This window comes from Pantoea sp. QMID4 (assembly GCF_030270445.1).
GTDB classification, from domain to species: domain Bacteria; phylum Pseudomonadota; class Gammaproteobacteria; order Enterobacterales; family Enterobacteriaceae; genus Pantoea; species Pantoea vagans.
Map to the genome: position 1 here is coordinate 70717 of NZ_BSXL01000003.1, position 18444 is coordinate 89160.

The window sequence follows — 18444 nt, forward strand, 5'->3', positions numbered from 1 at the left end:
TTTATCGTTATCAGGCGCGGGCTTTTCGTCCGTAAACCAGCCAGGTCACGGCGATGCAGCAGAGATAAAAGACCAGGAAGATTTTCATCGCGCCAGCGGGTGAACCGGTCATGGCGAGCGACAGGCCAAAGGTCTGTGGAATAAAGAAGCCGCCCAGTGCGCCAATCGCGGAGATAAAGCCCAGCGCAGCCGAGGTTTCTGTCGCCGCTTCACGCTGCGCATGCGCATCGTCGCCACCTTCAGCTTTGATACGTTCCAGCGTCAGCTTGCGGAAGATCACCGCAATCATCTGGTAGGTGGAACCACTGCCCAGACCGGCGGTCAGGAACAGACCCATAAACACGGCGAAAAAGGCGATGAACGAGCCATCATGTCCGTCCCCCGGCAGCGTGAGGAACAGCAGCGCGGCAAACAGCGCCATCAGGATGTAGTTGACCAGCGTGACACGGGTACCGCCGAGGCGGTCAGAAACGATGCCGCCTGCTGAACGGGCCAGCGCACCAATCAGCGGGCCTAAAAAGGCGTAATGCATGATCACCACATCCGGAAACTGCGTTTTCGTCAGCATGGCGAAACCGGCAGAAAATCCGATAAAGGAACCGAAAGTCGCCAGATAGAGCAGCGCCATGATCCACAGGTGTGGACGTTTCAGCACCGGCAACTGCTCACGCAGCGAGGATTTCACCGCCGCGAGATCGTTCATGCCTGACCAGGCCGCCAGCGTGCCGACCGCCAGGAAAGGCACCCAGATCCAGGACGCATTTTCCAGCCAGAGGCTGTCGCCGGTGACAGTGGTATGGCCCACATCGGCAAAGCCAAAAATGGCACAGGAGATTGCCAGCGGTGCGACAAACTGCATCACGCTGACGCCAAGATTACCGAGACCACCGTTAATACCCAGCGCGCCGCCCTGATGGGCTTTAGGGAAAAAGAAGCTGATGTTGCCCATGCTCGACGCGAAGTTAGCGCCACCAAATCCGCACAACAGAGAGATCACCATAAATGTCGCGAATGAGGTCTGGCTGTCCTGTACTGCAAAGCCGAGCCACAGGCAGGGAATGATCAGGATGCCGGTGCTGAAGGCGGTCCAGCGGCGGCCACCAAATATGGGAATAACAAAAGAGTAAGGCACACGCAGCAGCGCGCCGGACACCGACGGCAGCGCGGTTAGTAAAAAGAGCTGCTCCGTAGTGAAGTTAAAGCCGACTTTATTCAGGTTAACCGCGACGGTGCTGAACAGCATCCAGACGCAGAAGCCCAGCAGCAGGCAAAAAACAGAAATCCACAGATTACGGCTGGCGATACGCTTGCCGCGCGCCTGCCAGAACGCCTCGTTTTCCGGTTGCCAGTCCTGGATTAACGCGCCGCGCGTCGGGGTTTGCAATGGGGCAGATTGGGTCATAAATCTCTCATCAGCAGAATAATAATTGTGCATATCCTGCGCATCCGGCCTGGCGGCTTGCTTGATACAAATCAACGGCAATGCAGGTTACAAAGGCATGGCCATCTCTGATCATCCTGGTTAAGTAGTTAACTGAATGCAGATAACCCTTATAAATCATGCGGTTTAATTACTGCTGTGAACACCTTCAGCAAAAGGGCATCTGAATGGAAATAAAGGAGTAGTCCTTTGGGGGTATATAGCGACCCCACTTCACCGGTAAGATAGGCACCTTCGCCCGCACAGGGCTGGCGTACAGGACAAATTGTGACGGCAGAGAAATTTACGCTCTTATTAATTGATGACCACCCCATGCTGCGCAACGGTCTGAAGCAGCTGATTGCACTGGATGAACGACTGCAGGTGGTGGCCGAAGCGGGTAACGGCATTGATGGTCTGGCGCTGGCACAACAGCACGATCCCGACCTGATCCTGCTGGATCTTAATATGCCGGGTCTGAACGGGCTGGATACCCTGACCCAGCTGCGCGAAATCGCCCTTTCTGGCCGGGTGGTGGTGTTCAGCGTTTCCGATAATGAAGAGGATGTGGTCAGCGCACTGAAGCGCGGCGCGGATGGTTATCTGCTGAAAGATATGGAACCGGAAGCCCTGCTGAAAGCGCTGCATCAGGCCGCCGCCGGACAGATCGTACTCAGCGAAGCGTTAACCCCGATTCTGGTTGCGCGGTTGCGCGATTCGCAGCCTGCTCAGACGCGCGATATCAGCCAGCTGACCCGACGTGAACGCGACATCCTGCAGCTGATCAGCGATGGAATGACCAATAAAGCCATTGCCCGCAAACTGGCTATCAGTGAAAGCACAGTCAAGGTTCACGTCAAATATCTGCTAAAAAAAATGAACCTCAAATCCCGCCTTGAAGCCGCCGTCTGGGCGCTGCAGAACGGGCTGCACTGAGTATTTTTCTTCTGCTGTACGCTGTGGCGCCGCCCCGCACACCGTAAACTGACGCAGAAATCGCGAGCCGCCTCGCAGCAGCGCGGCAGCGTCATGAAAAACGCCACTTTTCTGTCGCCAGCCGTCGCCACATTTGCCAGGATGCCTGTCAGGTTACACCCGGTCAGGATCAGGGCGATTATCAGGCTGGCATATGTCCTGCCCTATTCGTTATCATCTGGTTATCCTGCGCGCCTGGAATCCTTTTCGGTTTCATGGGCGTTGACCGCCAGAAATTTGCTGCATTAAAGATGAGTTAAAACCTTATGCAAGAGCCAACCGAAAAGGACTTTCCTTCCCACACCCCAATGATGCAGCAGTACCTGCGCCTCAAGGCGGAGCATCCTGATATTCTGCTGTTTTACCGGATGGGTGACTTCTACGAGCTGTTTTATGACGACGCAAAACGCGCCTCGCAGCTGCTGGAGATTTCACTTACCAAACGCGGCGCATCCGCGGGCGAACCGATCCCGATGGCGGGTGTGCCCTATCATGCGGTTGAAGGCTATCTGGCTAAGCTGGTGCAGCTGGGCGAATCGGTTGCCATCTGTGAGCAGATAGGCGACCCGGCGCTGAGCAAAGGCCCGGTCGAGCGCAAAGTGGTGCGCATCGTAACACCCGGTACCATCAGTGATGAGGCGCTGTTGCAGGAGCGGCATGACAATCTGCTGGCGGCGATTGTGCAAAGTCCGCGCGGTTTTGGCTTCGCCACGCTGGATATCAGCTCAGGCCGTTTTCGCTTAAGCGAACCGGCTGATGCAGAAACCATGGCGGCAGAGCTGCAGCGCACCAATCCCGCCGAGCTGCTCTATCCTGAAGATTTTCAGGCGATGTCGCTGATTGATCAGCGTCGTGGCCTGCGCCGTCGTCCGTTGTGGGAGTTTGAGATCGACACTGCACGCCAGCAGCTGAACCTGCAGTTTGGCACCCGCGACCTCAATGGTTTCGGCGTGGAGAATGCGAATCTGGGGCTGAGCGCGGCGGGCTGCCTGCTGCAATATGTCAAAGATACCCAGCGCACCACGCTGCCCCATATCCGCTCTCTGAGTATGGAGCGGCAGCAGGACAGCATCATCATGGATGCCGCCACCCGCCGGAATCTGGAGATCACCCAGAACCTGGCAGGCGGCACCGACAACACCTTAGCGGCCGTGCTCGATAAAACCGTCACGCCAATGGGCAGCCGGATGCTAAAGCGCTGGTTGCATATGCCGTTGCGCGATGTGTGCATCATTAACCAGCGTCAGGAGTCGATTGCTGAGCTGCAAAATCTTAGCGACGTGCTGCAGCCGGTGCTGCGTCAGGTCGGCGACCTGGAGCGTATCCTGGCCCGCCTGGCCCTGCGCACCGCCCGTCCGCGCGATCTGGCCCGCATGCGTCATGCGTTTCAGCAACTACCTGAACTGAACCAGCTGCTGGCCGACGTAAAAGCGCCTCAGCTACAAAAGCTGCGCAAGCAGATGGGCGAGTTCACCGCACTACGCGAGCTGCTGGAGCAGGCGGTGATTGAGTCACCGCCGGTACTGATTCGCGACGGCGGCGTGATTGCGCCCGGCTACAATGCGGAGCTGGATGAGTGGCGCGCGCTGGCTGATGGCGCAACCGACTACCTTGACCGGCTGGAGATCCGCGAACGCGAGAAACTGGGACTGGATACGCTGAAGGTCGGCTTTAACGGTGTACATGGCTATTATATTCAGGTGAGCCGGGGACAGAGCCATCAGGTGCCGATGCATTATGTCCGCCGTCAGACGCTGAAAAATGCTGAACGCTATATCATTCCGGAACTGAAAGAGTACGAAGACAAAGTCCTCACCTCGAAGGGCAAAGCGCTGTCGCTGGAGAAGAGCCTGTATGAGGCGCTGTTCGATCAACTGCTGCCGCACCTTGAAGCGCTGCAGCTCAGTGCCGCTGCGCTGGCTGAGCTGGACGTGTTAAGCAACCTGGCAGAACGCGCCTGGACCCTGAACTATTGCCGTCCGGTACTGCAGGATAAAGCCGGCATTAAAATCAGCGGCGGTCGCCATCCGGTGGTTGAGCAGGTTCTGAAAGAGCCGTTTATTGCTAATCCGCTGTCACTGGCACCTCAGCGCAGAATGCTGATCATTACCGGTCCCAACATGGGCGGTAAAAGTACCTATATGCGACAGGCAGCACTGATTGCGCTGATGGCATGGATTGGCAGTTTTGTTCCTGCAGATGAGACGCTGATTGGCCCGCTGGATCGAATCTTTACCCGCGTCGGTGCGGCTGACGATCTCGCCTCCGGGCGCTCGACCTTTATGGTGGAGATGACCGAGACCGCCAACATCCTGCACAACGCCACTGAAAACAGTCTGGTGCTGATGGATGAGATTGGACGGGGCACTTCAACCTACGACGGTTTATCGCTAGCCTGGGCCTGTGCTGAAAACCTGGCGAACCGCATCAAGGCGATGACGCTGTTTGCCACCCACTACTTCGAGCTGACAACATTGCCGGAAAAAATGGAAGGCGTGGTCAACGTCCATCTGGATGCGGTTGAGCATGGCGACACCATTGCCTTTATGCACAGCGTTCAGGAAGGTGCAGCCAGCAAGAGTTATGGTCTTGCCGTAGCCGCGCTGGCCGGCGTGCCTAAAGAGGTGATCAAGCGGGCGCGCAACAAGCTGAAAGAACTGGAGACCGTTTCAAACCACTCGGCATCATCAACGATAGATGGTTCTCAGCTGCCGCTGCTGGTTGAAGATACCTCGCCAGCAATGGAGGCGCTTGAGGCGCTGGATCCGGATACGCTGACACCGCGTCAGGCACTTGACTGGATTTATCGGCTTAAATCGCTGGTGTGATAGCACGCCGCATCGTGTGAACGCACGGTGCGGCGCTGACATTTCTCTGTAAATCACTTTTCTGCACGCATAAAAAAAGCGGTGGTTTTAACCACCGCTTTTTGCATTCGAACTCAGACCATCTTACAGACGATTATTCACGAAACAGTGCTTCAATGTTGAGACCCTGCGCCTGCAGGATTTCGCGCAGACGGCGCAAACCTTCAACCTGAATCTGACGTACACGCTCACGGGTTAAGCCGATTTCACGACCCACATCCTCAAGCGTTGCCGCTTCATAGCCCAACAGGCCGAAACGACGAGCCAGCACTTCGCGCTGCTTGGCGTTCAGTTCGAACAGCCACTTAACGATGCTTTGTTTCATATCATCGTCCTGCGTGGTGTCTTCCGGGCCGTTATCTTTCTCATCGGCCAGAATATCCAGCAGCGCTTTTTCAGAATCACCGCCTAATGGCGTATCAACTGAGGTAATGCGTTCGTTGAGACGTAACATACGGCTTACGTCATCAACCGGTTTATCAAGCTGCTCGGCGATCTCTTCCGCACTTGGCTCATGGTCGAGCTTGTGGGAAAGTTCACGCGCGGTACGCAGATAAACATTCAGTTCTTTTACAATGTGAATCGGCAGACGAATGGTACGGGTTTGATTCATGATCGCCCGTTCAATAGTCTGACGAATCCACCAGGTGGCGTACGTTGAGAAACGGAACCCACGCTCCGGGTCAAATTTCTCTACGGCGCGAATCAGGCCGAGGTTACCTTCTTCAATCAGGTCCAGCAGTGCTAAACCACGATTGCTGTAACGACGGGCGATTTTCACCACCAGGCGTAAGTTACTTTCGATCATGCGACGACGGGAAGGGATATCACCCCGCAATGCACGGCGAGCGAAGAAAACTTCTTCCTCTGCCGTTAACAACGGAGAATAGCCAATCTCCCCAAGATAGAGCTGCGTCGCATCTAACACACGCTGCGTCGCACCCTGTGATAGCAACTCTTCTTCCGCTACGTCGCTATCACTGGCTTCATTTTCAACAAGGGCCTTCTCGTCAAAAATTTCAGCTCCGTTCTCATCGAATTCCGCGTTCTCATGTAACTCGTTTACTTTCAGCGTATTCTGGCTCATAAGCGGCTCCTACCCGTGATTCCAGGGCAGAACATAAAAAGGGTTTGTTCTGCCGGATTATCGCTGCGGTAAATAACGCAACGGGTTTACGGATTTCCCCTTGTAACGAATTTCAAAGTGTAATCTGACTGAACTGGTTCCGGTGCTACCCATGGTAGCGATCTTTTGCCCCGCCTTAACTTCCTGTTGTTCCCGAACCAGCATGGTATCGTTGTGGGCGTAGGCGCTCAGGTAATCATCGTTGTGTTTAATGATGATTAAATTACCGTAACCCCGGAGTGCGTTACCTGCGTAAACCACTCGTCCTGAAGCAGTGGCAACCACAGACTGTCCGCGCGTTCCGGCGATATCGATACCTTTATTGCCACCTTCGGCGGCAGAGAAGTTATCGATAATCTTCCCGTCAGTCGGCCAGCGCCAGCTTCCGACCGGCGTTGAACTGTTGGTAGTACTGCTAACCGTTGGGGGTGCGGTAACCGCCGGAGCTGTTGTCGTTGCAACATTTGCTCCTTTCGAAGGCAACAATTTGCTGCCGCCCGAATTACCTGAATCATCAGAATACGTAATAACAGGTTGCTGTGCAACAGCAGGCGATTTAATTTGTGGCGCCGCCGGAACGCCGCCCTGCGTTGCATCAGCAACGGTAATGGGATTGCCACCGGTAATCGGCTGACCCGACCCGTTACTAATCTGTAAAGTCTGACCCACATTCAGGCTGTATGGCGCGGCAACGTTGTTGCGCTGGGCTAAATCACGGAAATCATTGCCGGTAATCCAGGCAATGTAAAACAAGGTGTCTCCGCGCTTAACGGTATACGTTTCACCGGAGTAGCTACCCTTGGGAATATTCTGGTAACTGCGGTTGTACACTATCCGGCCGTTCTGCGTCTCAACATTACTGTTGGTACTAATCATTCCGTCATTGCCGGGGACAGATGCTGAATTTCTGCTTAACATTTGTCCCTGAGACGGCGCAGCAGGAACACCACCCGAAACCGGGCCTGCGCCAGCCTGGCTGTTCATCATGCCGCCATCATCGCCAACGCGACTGATAGGTGCCTGTGAGTTGTCGCCAGAGCTGCAGCCTGCCAGCCAGAATCCTACCAGTGAAAGTGCCGCCAGACGGCGTAACTGAAAAAGTGTGCTTCCCGTGCTCATTAATCCCCCGTGATGGCAACGCTGATCTATCTGTTTCACTGTACCGGCCAGCACAATGCTCTGCGTGGCGCGATAAAATCTGTGTTTTCGTTGAATAAACTGGATAGTAACAATATCAACCAGGTGGTGCCATGAAACAGTTGTGAAGAAATACGAAGAGCGTCAGGCGAGATCGCCCTGTACCAGCGGAACAAAACGCACCGGTTCAATAATCTCTTCCGTAACCTCTTCGCCCTGACGACGCAGGCGCTTCAGTACCTGCTGATCTTCGCCAACCGGCAGCACCATAATGCCGCCTTCTGCCAGTTGTGCTATCAGCGCAATCGGAATTTCCGGTGGAGCGGCGGTAACAATGATGGCATCGAACGGACCGCGAGAAGGCCAGCCCTGCCAGCCATCGCCATGACGGGTTGAGACATTATGCAGATCCAGCTGTTTCAGACGACGTTTGGCCTGCCATTGCAGCCCTTTGATGCGTTCTACTGAATAAACATGGTCTACCAGATGGGCAAGAATCGCTGTCTGATATCCGGAACCCGTACCAATCTCCAGTACACGCGAATGCGGATTCAGCCCGAGCAATGCGGTCATTCGCGCGACCATATAAGGCTGTGAGATCGTCTGACCAGAGCCGATAGGCAAGGCCACATTGTCCCAGGCTTTATGCTCGAACGCCTCGTCGATAAACCGTTCGCGCGGCACCTCGCTGATGGCTTTCAGCAGGTTTTCATCATCAATACCCTGCTGACGCAGTTGTGACAGCAATGTCTCAATACGCCGATTTACCATGCCAGGCTCACCTCAGCTTTAGCCAGCCAGTCACTGAGCACGTTCTGCGCGCTGTGCGCCGTTAAATCGACATGCAGTGCGGTTACAGAAACATACCCTTGATCCACGGCGGCAAAGTCCGTATCCGGGCCCGCATCCAGTTTTTCGCCCGGCGGGCCAATCCAGTAGAGGGTATTGCCACGCGGATCCTGCTGCGCAATTACCTGATCCGCCGGATGGCGGCTGCCACAGCGCGTCACGCGGATGCCTTTGAGTTCGGCTAGCGGCAGATCGGGGACATTGATGTTAAGAATACGGCCGGTGCTCAGCGGTTCATGCGTCAGCGCCCTGAGGATAGCGCTGGTCACCGCTGCCGCAGTAGCGTAGTGCTGATGACCGTTAAGTGAAACCGCTATCGCCGGTAAACCAAGATGCCGCCCCTCCATCGCCGCCGCCACCGTGCCGGAGTAGATGACATCATCACCCAGATTGGGGCCGGCATTGATGCCTGACACGACGATGTCAGGACGCGGCTGCATCAGCGCATTCACCCCCAGATAGACGCAATCGGTCGGGGTGCCCATCTGAACCGCGATATCGCCGTTTTCATGGGTAAAAGTACGCAGGGGTGTTTCCAGCGTTAAGGAGTTAGAGGCACCGCTTCGGTTACGATCGGGAGCAACAACCTGCACGTCAGCAATCTGCCGCAGAGCGTTTGCCAGAGTCTGAATGCCTGGCGCATGAATGCCGTCATCGTTGCTGAGCAATATCCGCATTTCGTTCTGACCTTTTTTTATTCGACTGGTCGCCGTGACTGAACCTGTTTGAACGGCATGGCAACAGGTGATGAATGGACAGCGATTTTTGCATTCTAGCGAGGCACGCAAGGAAGTGGTAGGCGTAAATCACACGATGGTGGGGGTTTGCCGCAACATTACCCACAAGTCGGGTCATGTTGCAGCAAAGATTACTCATCAGGCTGATCGGGCGAATCCGTTTGAGTCAGCAGCTCCCGGACAACGCTGGTGGCAAAGCTTCCCGCAGGCAGCCAGAACGACAGTTCAAGCGTGACCTCATCCCACCAGCTCCACTGCATATCGCGTGGCACCACCAGCATAGCGCGGCGGGCAGCATCGACCTTCTCACGTTCAATCAATCCCTGCAGCAGCGACTCATCCGCCAGCGCCTGCCGTTCAAAGGCCAGTGCGTCAGCCTGCGGACCAGGCTCACCGCGTCCCGGCAGCGGCGCGGTAATGCGCAGCTCATGCTGTTCAACCCGACGCTGTAATTCTGCAAGTTCATCAGGCTGGGCGACAAACCAGCTGCCACGGCCAGTCAGCTGCAAAGCATCACCGTTGAGCACCTGCGTCAGGCTGCCCTGCTGTTGCAGTCGCACACTGGTCACCTGATTAAACAACGCACTGCGTGCGGCAGAGAGCATCAGGCTGCGTTTGTTGCGGTCGCGAATAATAATCTCATTGCGCGCCCACTTCTCCGCCATCACCAGGTTATTGCCGCCGCGACCAAAACGCTGTTCACCAAAATAGTTGGGCACGCCCGCATCGCGAACCTGCACCAGACGCGTTTCAACCGCATCGCGGTCGCTGATCTGGCGGATAACCAGCCGGAACGCATTGCCCGCCAGTGCGCCGATGCGCAGCTTACGCTTGTGGCGCACCACCTGCAGAATGTCGACGCCCTCAAGCGAAAAACCTCGCAGATCGGGCATCGCATTGCCTGGCAGACGAAAACAGAGGGTCTGCTCCGTAACCGCATGGCGGTCTTTCATCCCGGCATAGCTCATATCGCGCTGATGAATACCAAGATACTTAGCCAGCGCCTCCGCCACAAAGCGGGTATTGGCCCCGACTTTACGGATGCGCACCAGCAGATGCTCACCTTCCCCATCCGCGCCATACCCAAGGTCTTCCACCACCACGAAATCTTCCGGGTTGGCTTTAATCACGCCGACGGCTGTGGGCGTGCCGTACAGGTAATTCAGCGTCATTGGCTGTCAGCTTTCAGGACTAACGCGACCGCTTCACAGGCGATGCCTTCGCAGCGCCCGGTAAAGCCGAGCTTCTCTGTGGTGGTCGCTTTGACGTTGACCGCATCCATGTGGCAGCCTAAGTCTTCTGCGATGTTGATACGCATCTGTGGCACGTGCGGCAGCATTTTCGGTGCCTGAGCAATAATCGTGACGTCGACATTACCGATACGATAGCCTTTGGCTTCGATACGACGCCAGGCCTCACGCAGCAGGCCGCGGCTGTCCGCTCCTTTGAAGGCCGGATCCGTGTCGGGAAACAGCTTGCCGATATCGCCCATCGCTACTGCGCCCAGCAGTGCGTCAGTCAGCGCATGCAGCGCCACATCGCCATCGGAATGGGCGATAAAACCGTGTTCAAACGGGATCCGCACACCGCCAATCACTAACGGACCTTCTCCGCCAAAGGCGTGAACGTCAAAACCGTGACCGATACGCATCATGCGCTCTCCTTTAATTGAATCTGACTCAGATAAAAAGCCGCCAGCGCCAGATCTTCTGGCCGGGTGACTTTAATGTTATCACTGCGTCCGCTGACTAACAGCGGATGGTAGCCGCAATACTCCAGCGCCGAGGCTTCATCGGTGATGGTCGCACCTTCTGCCAGCGCCCGCGTCAGGCAGGCGGTGAGCAGCGCATGGGGGAAAAATTGCGGCGTTAAGGCGTGCCAGAGATCGTCACGTTCTACGGTATGGGCCACTGCTGCTTTGCCCGGCTCGCCCCGCTTCATCGTGTCGCGCACTGGCGCGGCCAGAATTCCGCCTACGTGGCTCTGTTCACGCACGTTGAGCAGTTGCTGGAGATCGTCAGGATGCAGACAGGGACGCGCAGCGTCATGCACCAGCACCCAGGCGGAACCCTGTGCGGCCTGGAGTCCGGCCAGCACCGATTCGGCACGGGTTTCTCCGCCTGTCACCCTGAGCACGCGCGGATCGCGCGCCAGTGGCAGGGAAGCAAAGTGCTCGTCATCGGGGCTGAGGGCAACAATCACCTGTCTGATGGCGGGATGGGAAAACAGACGTGCAATGCTGTGTTCCAGAAGGGTGTGCTGACCAATCGTCAGATACTGCTTCGGACAGGTTGCCTGCATGCGGCTGCCGATCCCGGCAGCGGGCACCACGGCAATCACATCCGCAAGGGAGGCCAGAGTGTTCATGTTTTATCGTTGTTGGTTTTGCGCTGCTTGTTGCGCGTTGCGTTTGTTCTGGTCAGGCACCAGACGATAGAAGGTCTCACCGGGCTTAATCATGCCCAGTTCATTGCGTGCACGTTCCTCGATCGCTTCCGAGCCGCCATTGAGATCGTCAATTTCGGCGAACAGTTGATCGTTTCGCGATTTCAGTTTGGCATTGTTTGCCTGTTGCACCGCGACATCATCATTGACGCGCGTATAGTCATGGATGCCATTTTTCCCCAGCCACAATGAATATTGCAGCCAGCCTAGCAGCACCAATAACAGTAACGTCAGTTTTCCCATCCCGCCCCCTAAAAACGGCCCAATCATCCCATAACTTTGCACAGGACTCCACACCAGCGGCGAAAATGGCATGCTTTGCTGCGCGTATACGCAAAATATGAATGCGTACCGATTCTGGCGGGAAAAGATTTGTAACCTGCCGATGCGTTTGCACATCAGCACGGGCGCAGTGATGGCTTACCAGCCGGAGAGAAAGGAGAACATTAACCAGAAAAGTGTGACCACTATAATCACGGTGGCGAGCGCCGCCCAGAGCCACTGTCCGCTCAGCAGCGTATTCAGTGCAATACCCGTAACCACGGCGACGGGCAACAGCGCCAGAAAGAATGGCCAGGTATAGAGAAAGAAAAACAGCGTGTTAGAGCCGAACAGCAGGAAAGGGATCGCCAGCGCACACCCGTAAGCAAGAAAACCGATAACGCCGCCCGGCAGCAGTGAGCGTGGCTCATCCGGGGCGGAGTCATCTTTACGGGCGAGCATTGGGGTAATGTTCTGCATAGGCATCCTGTTGGCGCGAGGGCGGCAGCTCAGACGATCTGCCGCTGTCTCTTCAGGATCTGATGATATCGCGGTCGCGCAGCAGGTCTAACAATTGGGCGGCCAGTTTTGTAACCAATTGTTCACCATCCAGCTGAATTTCCGGGCTGTCTGGCGCCTCATAGACGCTGTCGATGCCGGTGAAGTTACGCAGCTCACCGGCGCGCGCTTTGCGATATAACCCTTTCGGATCGCGCGCTTCACACACCGCTAACGGCGTATCGACAAACACCTCGAAAAACTGCCCTGGCTCCAGCAGGTCGCGCACCATCTGACGCTCGGCGCGATGCGGCGAAATAAAGGCGGTGAGCACCACGAGTCCGGCATCCACCATCAGTTTCGCCACTTCACCGACCCGGCGGATGTTCTCTTTGCGGTCATCATCGCTGAAGCCAAGGTCACGACAGAGGCCGTGACGCACATTGTCACCATCCAGCAGATAGGTGCTGACACCGATGCGGTGCAGCGCCTGCTCCAGCGCACCTGCAACGGTGGATTTCCCCGAGCCCGAAAGCCCGGTGAACCACAGCACCACGCCCTGATGGCCGTGCTGCTCCTCACGGGCCGCGCGTGTTACCGGATGGTCATGCCACACCACGTTATCATCGTGCTGCGCCATTATTGACCGCCCAGCAGATCGCGCGCGTTCCAGTGTGGGAAGTGACGACGCACCAGCGCATTCAGTTCCAGCTCAAACGCACTGAACTCACCGCTGTTAACCGGCGCACCATGGTTTGGCTGATGGATCATGCCGGCACCCACCGTAACGTTGCTCAGGCGATCGATAAAGATCATGCCGCCGGTTACCGGGTTCTGCTGATAGCTGTCAAGCACCATCGGTTCGTCAAAGGTGATCTCAATGCAACCAATACCGTTCAGCGGCAGCGAATCGACCTGACGCGTTTCCAGCGAGTTGATCTCAACCTGATGCAGCACCTTCTCAACGCGACCACGCGTTTTCTTACCGGCGATTTTCAGGTCATAGCTTTGACCAGCCTGCAGCGGCTGTTCCGCCATCCAGACCACATCAACGCTGGCAGACTGCACCGCCGACAGCGCTTCGCTGGCATCGACCAGCAGATCGCCACGGCTGATATCAATCTCATCCTGCAGCACCAGGGTGATCGCTTCACCTGCACCCGCTTCCTGCAGATCGCCATCAAAGGTGACAATGCGGGCAATAGTCGACTCCACGCCAGACGGCAGCACTTTGACGCGCTGACCGACCTGCACGCTGCCCGACGCCAGCGTACCGGCATAGCCACGGAAATCCAGGTTGGGACGGTTGACATACTGCACCGGGAAACGCATCGGCTGATGATCGACAATGCGCTTCAGCTCCACGGTTTCCAGCACATCCAGCAGGGTCGGGCCGCTGTACCACGGCATAGTCTGGCTGGCAGAGGCGACGTTATCCCCTTCCAGCGCTGACATCGGCACAAAGCGGATATCAAGGTCTTCCGGCAGCTGGGCAGCAAAGTCGAGATAATCCTGTTTGATCTGCTCGAAGCGTGCCTGATCGTACTCCACCAGGTCCATCTTGTTGATCGCCACCACCAGGTGCTTGATGCCCAGCAGCGTCGAGATAAAGCTGTGGCGGCGGGTCTGATCCAGTACGCCCTTACGCGCATCGATCAGCAGAATCGCCAGATCGCAGGTTGACGCGCCGGTCGCCATATTGCGGGTGTACTGCTCATGTCCCGGCGTATCCGCGATAATGAATTTACGCTTTTCGGTCGAGAAGTAGCGGTAGGCCACATCAATAGTAATGCCCTGCTCACGCTCTGCCTGCAGGCCATCTACCAGCAGCGCCAGATCGAGTTTCTCGCCCTGGGTACCGTGACGTTTGCTGTCGTTGTGCAGTGATGAAAGCTGATCTTCATAGATCTGACGGGTGTCGTGCAGCAGACGACCAATCAGGGTACTTTTTCCATCGTCAACGCTGCCGCAGGTCAGAAAACGCAGCAGGCTCTTATGCTGTTGAGCGGTCAGCCAGGCTTCAACGCCGCCCTGGTCGGCAATCTGTTGTGCAATTACGGTATTCATCTGGCGTCTCCTTAGAAATAACCCTGGCGTTTTTTCAGTTCCATCGAACCGGACTGATCGCGATCGATCATGCGGCCCTGACGCTCGCTGGTGGTGGAGACCAGCATCTCTTCGATGATCTCCGGCAGCGTCTGCGCTTCAGATTCTACCGCACCGGTCAGCGGCCAGCAGCCGAGCGTACGGAAACGGACCATTCGCTGGGTGATCTCTTCACCCGGCTGCAGGTTAATGCGATCGTCATCGATCATCATCAGCATGCCATCACGCTCCAGCACCGGACGCGGAGCGGCGAGATAGAGCGGCACGATCTCGATGTTTTCCAGGAAGATGTACTGCCAGATATCCAGTTCAGTCCAGTTCGACAGTGGGAAGACGCGGATGCTTTCGCCCTTGTTGATCTGGCCGTTGTAGTTGTGCCACAGCTCAGGACGCTGGTTTTTCGGATCCCAGCGGTGGAAGCGGTCACGGAAGGAGTAGATACGCTCTTTGGCGCGTGACTTCTCTTCATCACGACGTGCGCCGCCAAACGCCGCATCGAAACCATATTTGTTCAGCGCCTGCTTCAGCCCTTCGGTCTTCATGATGTCAGTGTGTTTGGCACTGCCGTGGACAAAGGGGTTAATCCCCATCGCCACGCCTTCCGGGTTGCGGTGAACCAGCAACTCTGCGCCCATCGCTTTCACGGTGCGGTCGCGAAACTCGTACATTTCACGGAATTTCCAGCCGGTATCCACATGCAGCAGCGGGAACGGCAGCGTGCCCGGATAAAAGGCTTTACGCGCCAGATGCAGCATCACCGAGGAGTCTTTGCCGATGGAGTACATCATCACCGGATTGCTGAACTCCGCCGCCACTTCGCGAATGATGTGGATACTCTCCGCCTCCAGCTGACGCAGATGAGTGAGTCGTTTTTGGTCCATGATTTTCCCTCAAGCCAGATTGACAACGGCGGACTCACGAGTCCCCTGCTGTGCTGAATGTTTAAACCAGGCGAGTTGCCCGTGCAGATTAACCACCTCTCCGATCACCAGCAGCGCCGGAGTAGGTGCCGAGGCGGCCAGCGCCTCAAGTTGTTCTAAGGTGCCGGTCAGCACCTGTTGATCCTGACGGGTGCCGCGACTGATCACCGCCACTGGCGTTGATGGTGCACGACCGTGCTGAATCAGCGCCGCGCTGATAGCAGCCGCTTTAACCGTGCCCATGTAGATCGCCAGCGTCTGACGCGCGCGCGCCAGCGATGGCCAGTCGATATCATCGCCATCGGGACGGCAGTGTCCGGTAATAAACATCACGCTCTGCGCGTAGTCGCGATGGGTCAGCGGAATCCCGGCATAGGCCGTCGCACCGGCAGCCGCGGTGACGCCCGGCACCACCTGGAACGGCACGCCCGCCTGCTTTGCCGCCTGCAGCTCTTCGCCGCCGCGGCCAAAGATAAAGGGATCGCCGCCCTTGAGGCGGACAACGCGCTTACCTTTCAACGCCAGTGAAACCAGCAACTGATTAATCTCCTCCTGCGGCAACGTATGCGCGCTGGCGCGTTTACCAACGCAGATGCGGTCGGCGTCGCGACGCACCAGGTCCAGCACTTCTTCGCTGACCAGATGGTCGTAGAGCACCACATCGGCTAGCTGCATTACCTGCAGGCCACGCAGCGTCAGCAGGCCGCTGTCACCCGGCCCGGCACCGACCAGAAAGATCTCGCCCTGACGGGTTGGCTCTTCCTGCAGTTCACGATCCAGCGTGCGCTTCGCCTCTTCAACGTTACCGGCTGACATCTGACTGGCGAACTGACCGTCGAAGGCCCGCTCCCAGAAACGACGACGATCGGACATGCGGCTGAAGCGCTGTTTGACCTTATCGCGCCAGAGTCCGGCTACCTTCGCCATCTGACCAAGACTGGCAGGGAGCAGCGTTTCGATTTTTTCCCGCAGCATGCGTGCCAGTACCGGTGCAGTGCCGCTGGAGGAGATCGCCACCACCAGCGGTGAGCGGTCAACAATCGACGGGAAGATAAAGGTACATTTTGGCTGGTCATCGACCACGTTAACCAGCTTATGCCGCGCGTTTGCGGCTTCAAAAACCCAGGCGTTGAGCTGGTTGTCGTCAGTGGCGGCAATCACCAGGAAAACACCATCCAGCTGAGCCGGGTCAAACGCGGTCGCCACCCACTCTAACTCCTGCTTATCCAGCAGTGCCTGCAGTTCCGGGCAGAGTTCACGAGAAGCGATCTGAACGCGCGCGCGCGCGCGACGCAGCAGTTCAATTTTTCGCGCCGCAATATCTCCACCGCCGACAACCAGAACCGGGCGGCCAGAGAGATCGGCAAAAAGAGGCAAATAGTCCACGTTAACCCTGATGATTTAACTTTGTATTAACGCGACTATACGTCGCTGAGTTTATCCAGATGAAATTACGAATTGGAATGAGTAGTTACCGAATGGAATAACGACACCGCAAAGCACAGAACAATTTGATCTTAGCAGATGAAATTTAATGGCTTTTTCGTGAACAGGCTCACACATTCCGGTCCGCGCCTGCGAACGTAAAAGCAGATAAGTGCCAGCGATAAATGTGCGTGGGTGCTTTCCCTCTCAGCCGCGCCCGATTCCGCTAACCAGCTCGCACAACAAAAGGGGTATAATGCGCACGGCATGAGCAGGCCTGGCCCGCATGCCTGTTGGCTCCCGGATAATGAAAAAAAAAGGATGCACTATGTTTTGTTCCCTCCGCCTGAGGGTCGCGACAGTTTTGTTGAGCGCACTCATTTCCCCGCTGGCCCTGGCCGCGCCAGCGGGTCAGTTTGCCGAACAGCAGGTCCGGCACATCGCCACTTATTTTCCTGGCCGCATGAGTGGTAGTCCGGCTGAGCTGATGGCCGCTGACTATCTGCAACAGCAATTTACCGCGCTGGGGTATAAAACCGATACCCGCCAGTTCAACACCGGCTATAAGTGGCAGGAAGATGACGGCACGCAGCGCTGGCATAAGCTCACGGCCACCTCGGTGATTGCTGCGCGTGCCGGCAGCGTGCCGCAGGAGATTCTGATCGTGGCGCATCTGGATACCTGGACGCCGCAGAACAGCAGCCAGGTCCATCATAATCTGGGCGGCTTACGTCTGCAGGGCGTCGACGATAATGCGTCAGGTCTTGGCGTGATGCTGGAGCTGGCGCAGCAGCTGAGTCGTAAACCGCTGCACTACGGCATCCGCTTTGTGGCGCTCAGCGCCGGAGAAGCCAACCTGCACGGCATGGATGATTACGTTGAGCGGATGAGCACGCGCGAGAAGAAGAACACGCTGCTGGTCATCGATCTCAATAGCCTGATCACCGGCGATCATCTCTATTTCAACAGCGGCATGAATACGCCCCGGGTGGTGCGCAAGCAGACCAGCGATCGCGCGCTGCTACTGGCCCGTCAGCAGGGTATTCCCGCTGCCAGTCATCAGCTGACTCGCAAAGATTTCAACGGTCTGAATGCCTTCGACAGGGCGGGCTTTCCGCTGCTGGATGTGACCGCCAGCAACTGGACGCTGGGGAATAAAGATGGCGCATTACAGCGTCATCGCAGCCACCACTTTCCGGATGGCGTGACCCGTCATCAGACTGGCCTGGATAATCTGAGCTATCTTGACCGCTGGCTGCCGGGCCAGATAGCGCTGCGAACCCGCGACAGCGTCCGCGTGCTGCTGCCGCTGATTAGCGAACTGACCAATCCCAAAGTGTGAGGATCTGACATGTACGTGGTTTTTCTGAATTATGTTCGTCCGACAGAAGAGGTTGAAGCGCTGCTGGCTGGGCATATCGACTGGCTCGATCGCTATTTTGATGCGGGCTTTTTTATTGCCGCGGGACGTAAAGATCCACGCACGGGCGGCATGTTGCTGGTCAGAGAGATAGAACGTGAAAAGCTGGATGCGATATTAGCGGAAGATCCGTTTGTTGCCGTGGCAGAGTATGAGGTGACGAAGGTGAATGTGACTCGCGAAGCGGAGGCGTTTGCCGGATTAAAAGGCGTTTAACTTCCTGACTGACTGCGTGAAGACATTCTCTCCCCCTGGCGG

At 56.6% G+C, this 18444-nt stretch carries 18 protein-coding genes; 4 read left to right on the forward strand and 14 right to left on the reverse strand.

From position 1 onward, the window contains the following. Positions 1-10: 10 nt before the first annotated feature. Entirely contained in the window at positions 11-1402 is a 1392-nt protein-coding gene (locus QSK07_RS07785) for a NarK family nitrate/nitrite MFS transporter (RefSeq protein ID WP_285721281.1), read from the reverse strand. 306 nt (positions 1403-1708) lie between these two features. On the opposite strand from QSK07_RS07785, the gene narL reads away from it, so the two are divergent. Together narL and mutS are read left to right on the forward strand one after the other, a co-directional pair. Then, positions 1709-2356, forward strand: a complete 648-nt coding sequence (gene narL / locus QSK07_RS07790; protein WP_285721282.1) for a two-component system response regulator NarL — start codon at positions 1709-1711, stop codon at positions 2354-2356. Positions 2357-2661: 305 nt separating this feature from the next. Then, positions 2662-5223, forward strand: a complete 2562-nt coding sequence (gene mutS / locus QSK07_RS07795; protein WP_285721283.1) for a DNA mismatch repair protein MutS — start codon at positions 2662-2664, stop codon at positions 5221-5223. 133 nt (positions 5224-5356) lie between these two features. On the opposite strand, the gene rpoS is transcribed toward mutS, so the two are convergent. The 13 genes from rpoS to cysG form a co-directional block, all read right to left on the reverse strand. Beyond that, the gene (gene rpoS, locus QSK07_RS07800) at positions 5357-6349 is read right to left on the reverse strand and encodes an RNA polymerase sigma factor RpoS (RefSeq protein WP_009086923.1); all 993 of its coding nucleotides are present in this window, start codon (positions 6347-6349) and stop codon (positions 5357-5359) included. Positions 6350-6406: 57 nt separating this feature from the next. Then, on the reverse strand, positions 6407-7507 hold the full coding sequence (nlpD, locus tag QSK07_RS07805; protein WP_285721284.1) for a murein hydrolase activator NlpD: 1101 nt from the start codon (positions 7505-7507) through the stop codon (positions 6407-6409). 162 nt (positions 7508-7669) lie between these two features. Beyond that, the gene (locus QSK07_RS07810; protein WP_013358862.1) at positions 7670-8296 is read right to left on the reverse strand and encodes a protein-L-isoaspartate(D-aspartate) O-methyltransferase; all 627 of its coding nucleotides are present in this window, start codon (positions 8294-8296) and stop codon (positions 7670-7672) included. After that, positions 8290-9051 carry a 5'/3'-nucleotidase SurE gene (gene surE, locus QSK07_RS07815; RefSeq protein WP_098052520.1) on the reverse strand — a complete coding sequence of 254 codons (762 nt, stop codon included), beginning with the start codon at positions 9049-9051 and terminating at the stop codon, positions 8290-8292. The genes QSK07_RS07810 and surE overlap by 7 nt, the downstream gene beginning before the upstream one ends. 191 nt (positions 9052-9242) lie before the next feature. Further along, positions 9243-10283 (reverse strand): tRNA pseudouridine(13) synthase TruD, encoded by a 1041-nt coding sequence (gene truD, locus QSK07_RS07820; protein ID WP_098052519.1) that lies wholly within the window; start codon positions 10281-10283, stop codon positions 9243-9245. Next, positions 10280-10762: a 2-C-methyl-D-erythritol 2,4-cyclodiphosphate synthase gene (ispF, locus tag QSK07_RS07825; RefSeq protein WP_285721470.1), complete on the reverse strand. Its 483-nt coding sequence runs from the start codon at positions 10760-10762 to the stop codon at positions 10280-10282. The genes truD and ispF overlap by 4 nt, the downstream gene beginning before the upstream one ends. Further along, complete coding sequence (gene ispD / locus QSK07_RS07830) at positions 10762-11478, reverse strand: 2-C-methyl-D-erythritol 4-phosphate cytidylyltransferase (protein ID WP_098052518.1); 717 nt, start codon at positions 11476-11478, stop codon at positions 10762-10764. The genes ispF and ispD overlap by 1 nt, the downstream gene beginning before the upstream one ends. A 3-nt stretch (positions 11479-11481) precedes the next feature. Next, entirely contained in the window at positions 11482-11799 is a 318-nt protein-coding gene (gene ftsB / locus QSK07_RS07835; RefSeq protein WP_013358867.1) for a cell division protein FtsB, read from the reverse strand. Positions 11800-11976: 177 nt separating this feature from the next. Further along, positions 11977-12297, reverse strand: coding sequence for a DUF3561 family protein (locus QSK07_RS07840; protein WP_098052517.1), 321 nt, complete (start codon positions 12295-12297; stop codon positions 11977-11979). A gap of 52 nt (positions 12298-12349) precedes the next feature. Further along, positions 12350-12955 carry an adenylyl-sulfate kinase gene (gene cysC / locus QSK07_RS07845; RefSeq protein WP_275221309.1) on the reverse strand — a complete coding sequence of 202 codons (606 nt, stop codon included), beginning with the start codon at positions 12953-12955 and terminating at the stop codon, positions 12350-12352. After that, a complete protein-coding gene (gene cysN / locus QSK07_RS07850; protein WP_285721285.1) occupies positions 12955-14382 on the reverse strand; it encodes a sulfate adenylyltransferase subunit CysN in 1428 nt (475 codons plus the stop codon). The genes cysC and cysN overlap by 1 nt, the downstream gene beginning before the upstream one ends. An 11-nt stretch (positions 14383-14393) precedes the next feature. After that, positions 14394-15302: a sulfate adenylyltransferase subunit CysD gene (gene cysD, locus QSK07_RS07855; RefSeq protein ID WP_033733611.1), complete on the reverse strand. Its 909-nt coding sequence runs from the start codon at positions 15300-15302 to the stop codon at positions 14394-14396. A gap of 9 nt (positions 15303-15311) precedes the next feature. Further along, complete coding sequence (gene cysG, locus QSK07_RS07860) at positions 15312-16727, reverse strand: siroheme synthase CysG (RefSeq protein ID WP_285721286.1); 1416 nt, start codon at positions 16725-16727, stop codon at positions 15312-15314. 367 nt (positions 16728-17094) lie between these two features. Between cysG and QSK07_RS07865 the strand changes: the two genes are divergently transcribed. Together QSK07_RS07865 and QSK07_RS07870 are read left to right on the forward strand one after the other, a co-directional pair. Next, a complete protein-coding gene (locus QSK07_RS07865) occupies positions 17095-18108 on the forward strand; it encodes an aminopeptidase (protein WP_285721287.1) in 1014 nt (337 codons plus the stop codon). 9 nt (positions 18109-18117) lie between these two features. Next, positions 18118-18402 (forward strand): YciI family protein, encoded by a 285-nt coding sequence (locus tag QSK07_RS07870; protein ID WP_285721288.1) that lies wholly within the window; start codon positions 18118-18120, stop codon positions 18400-18402. Positions 18403-18444 lie beyond the last annotated feature (42 nt).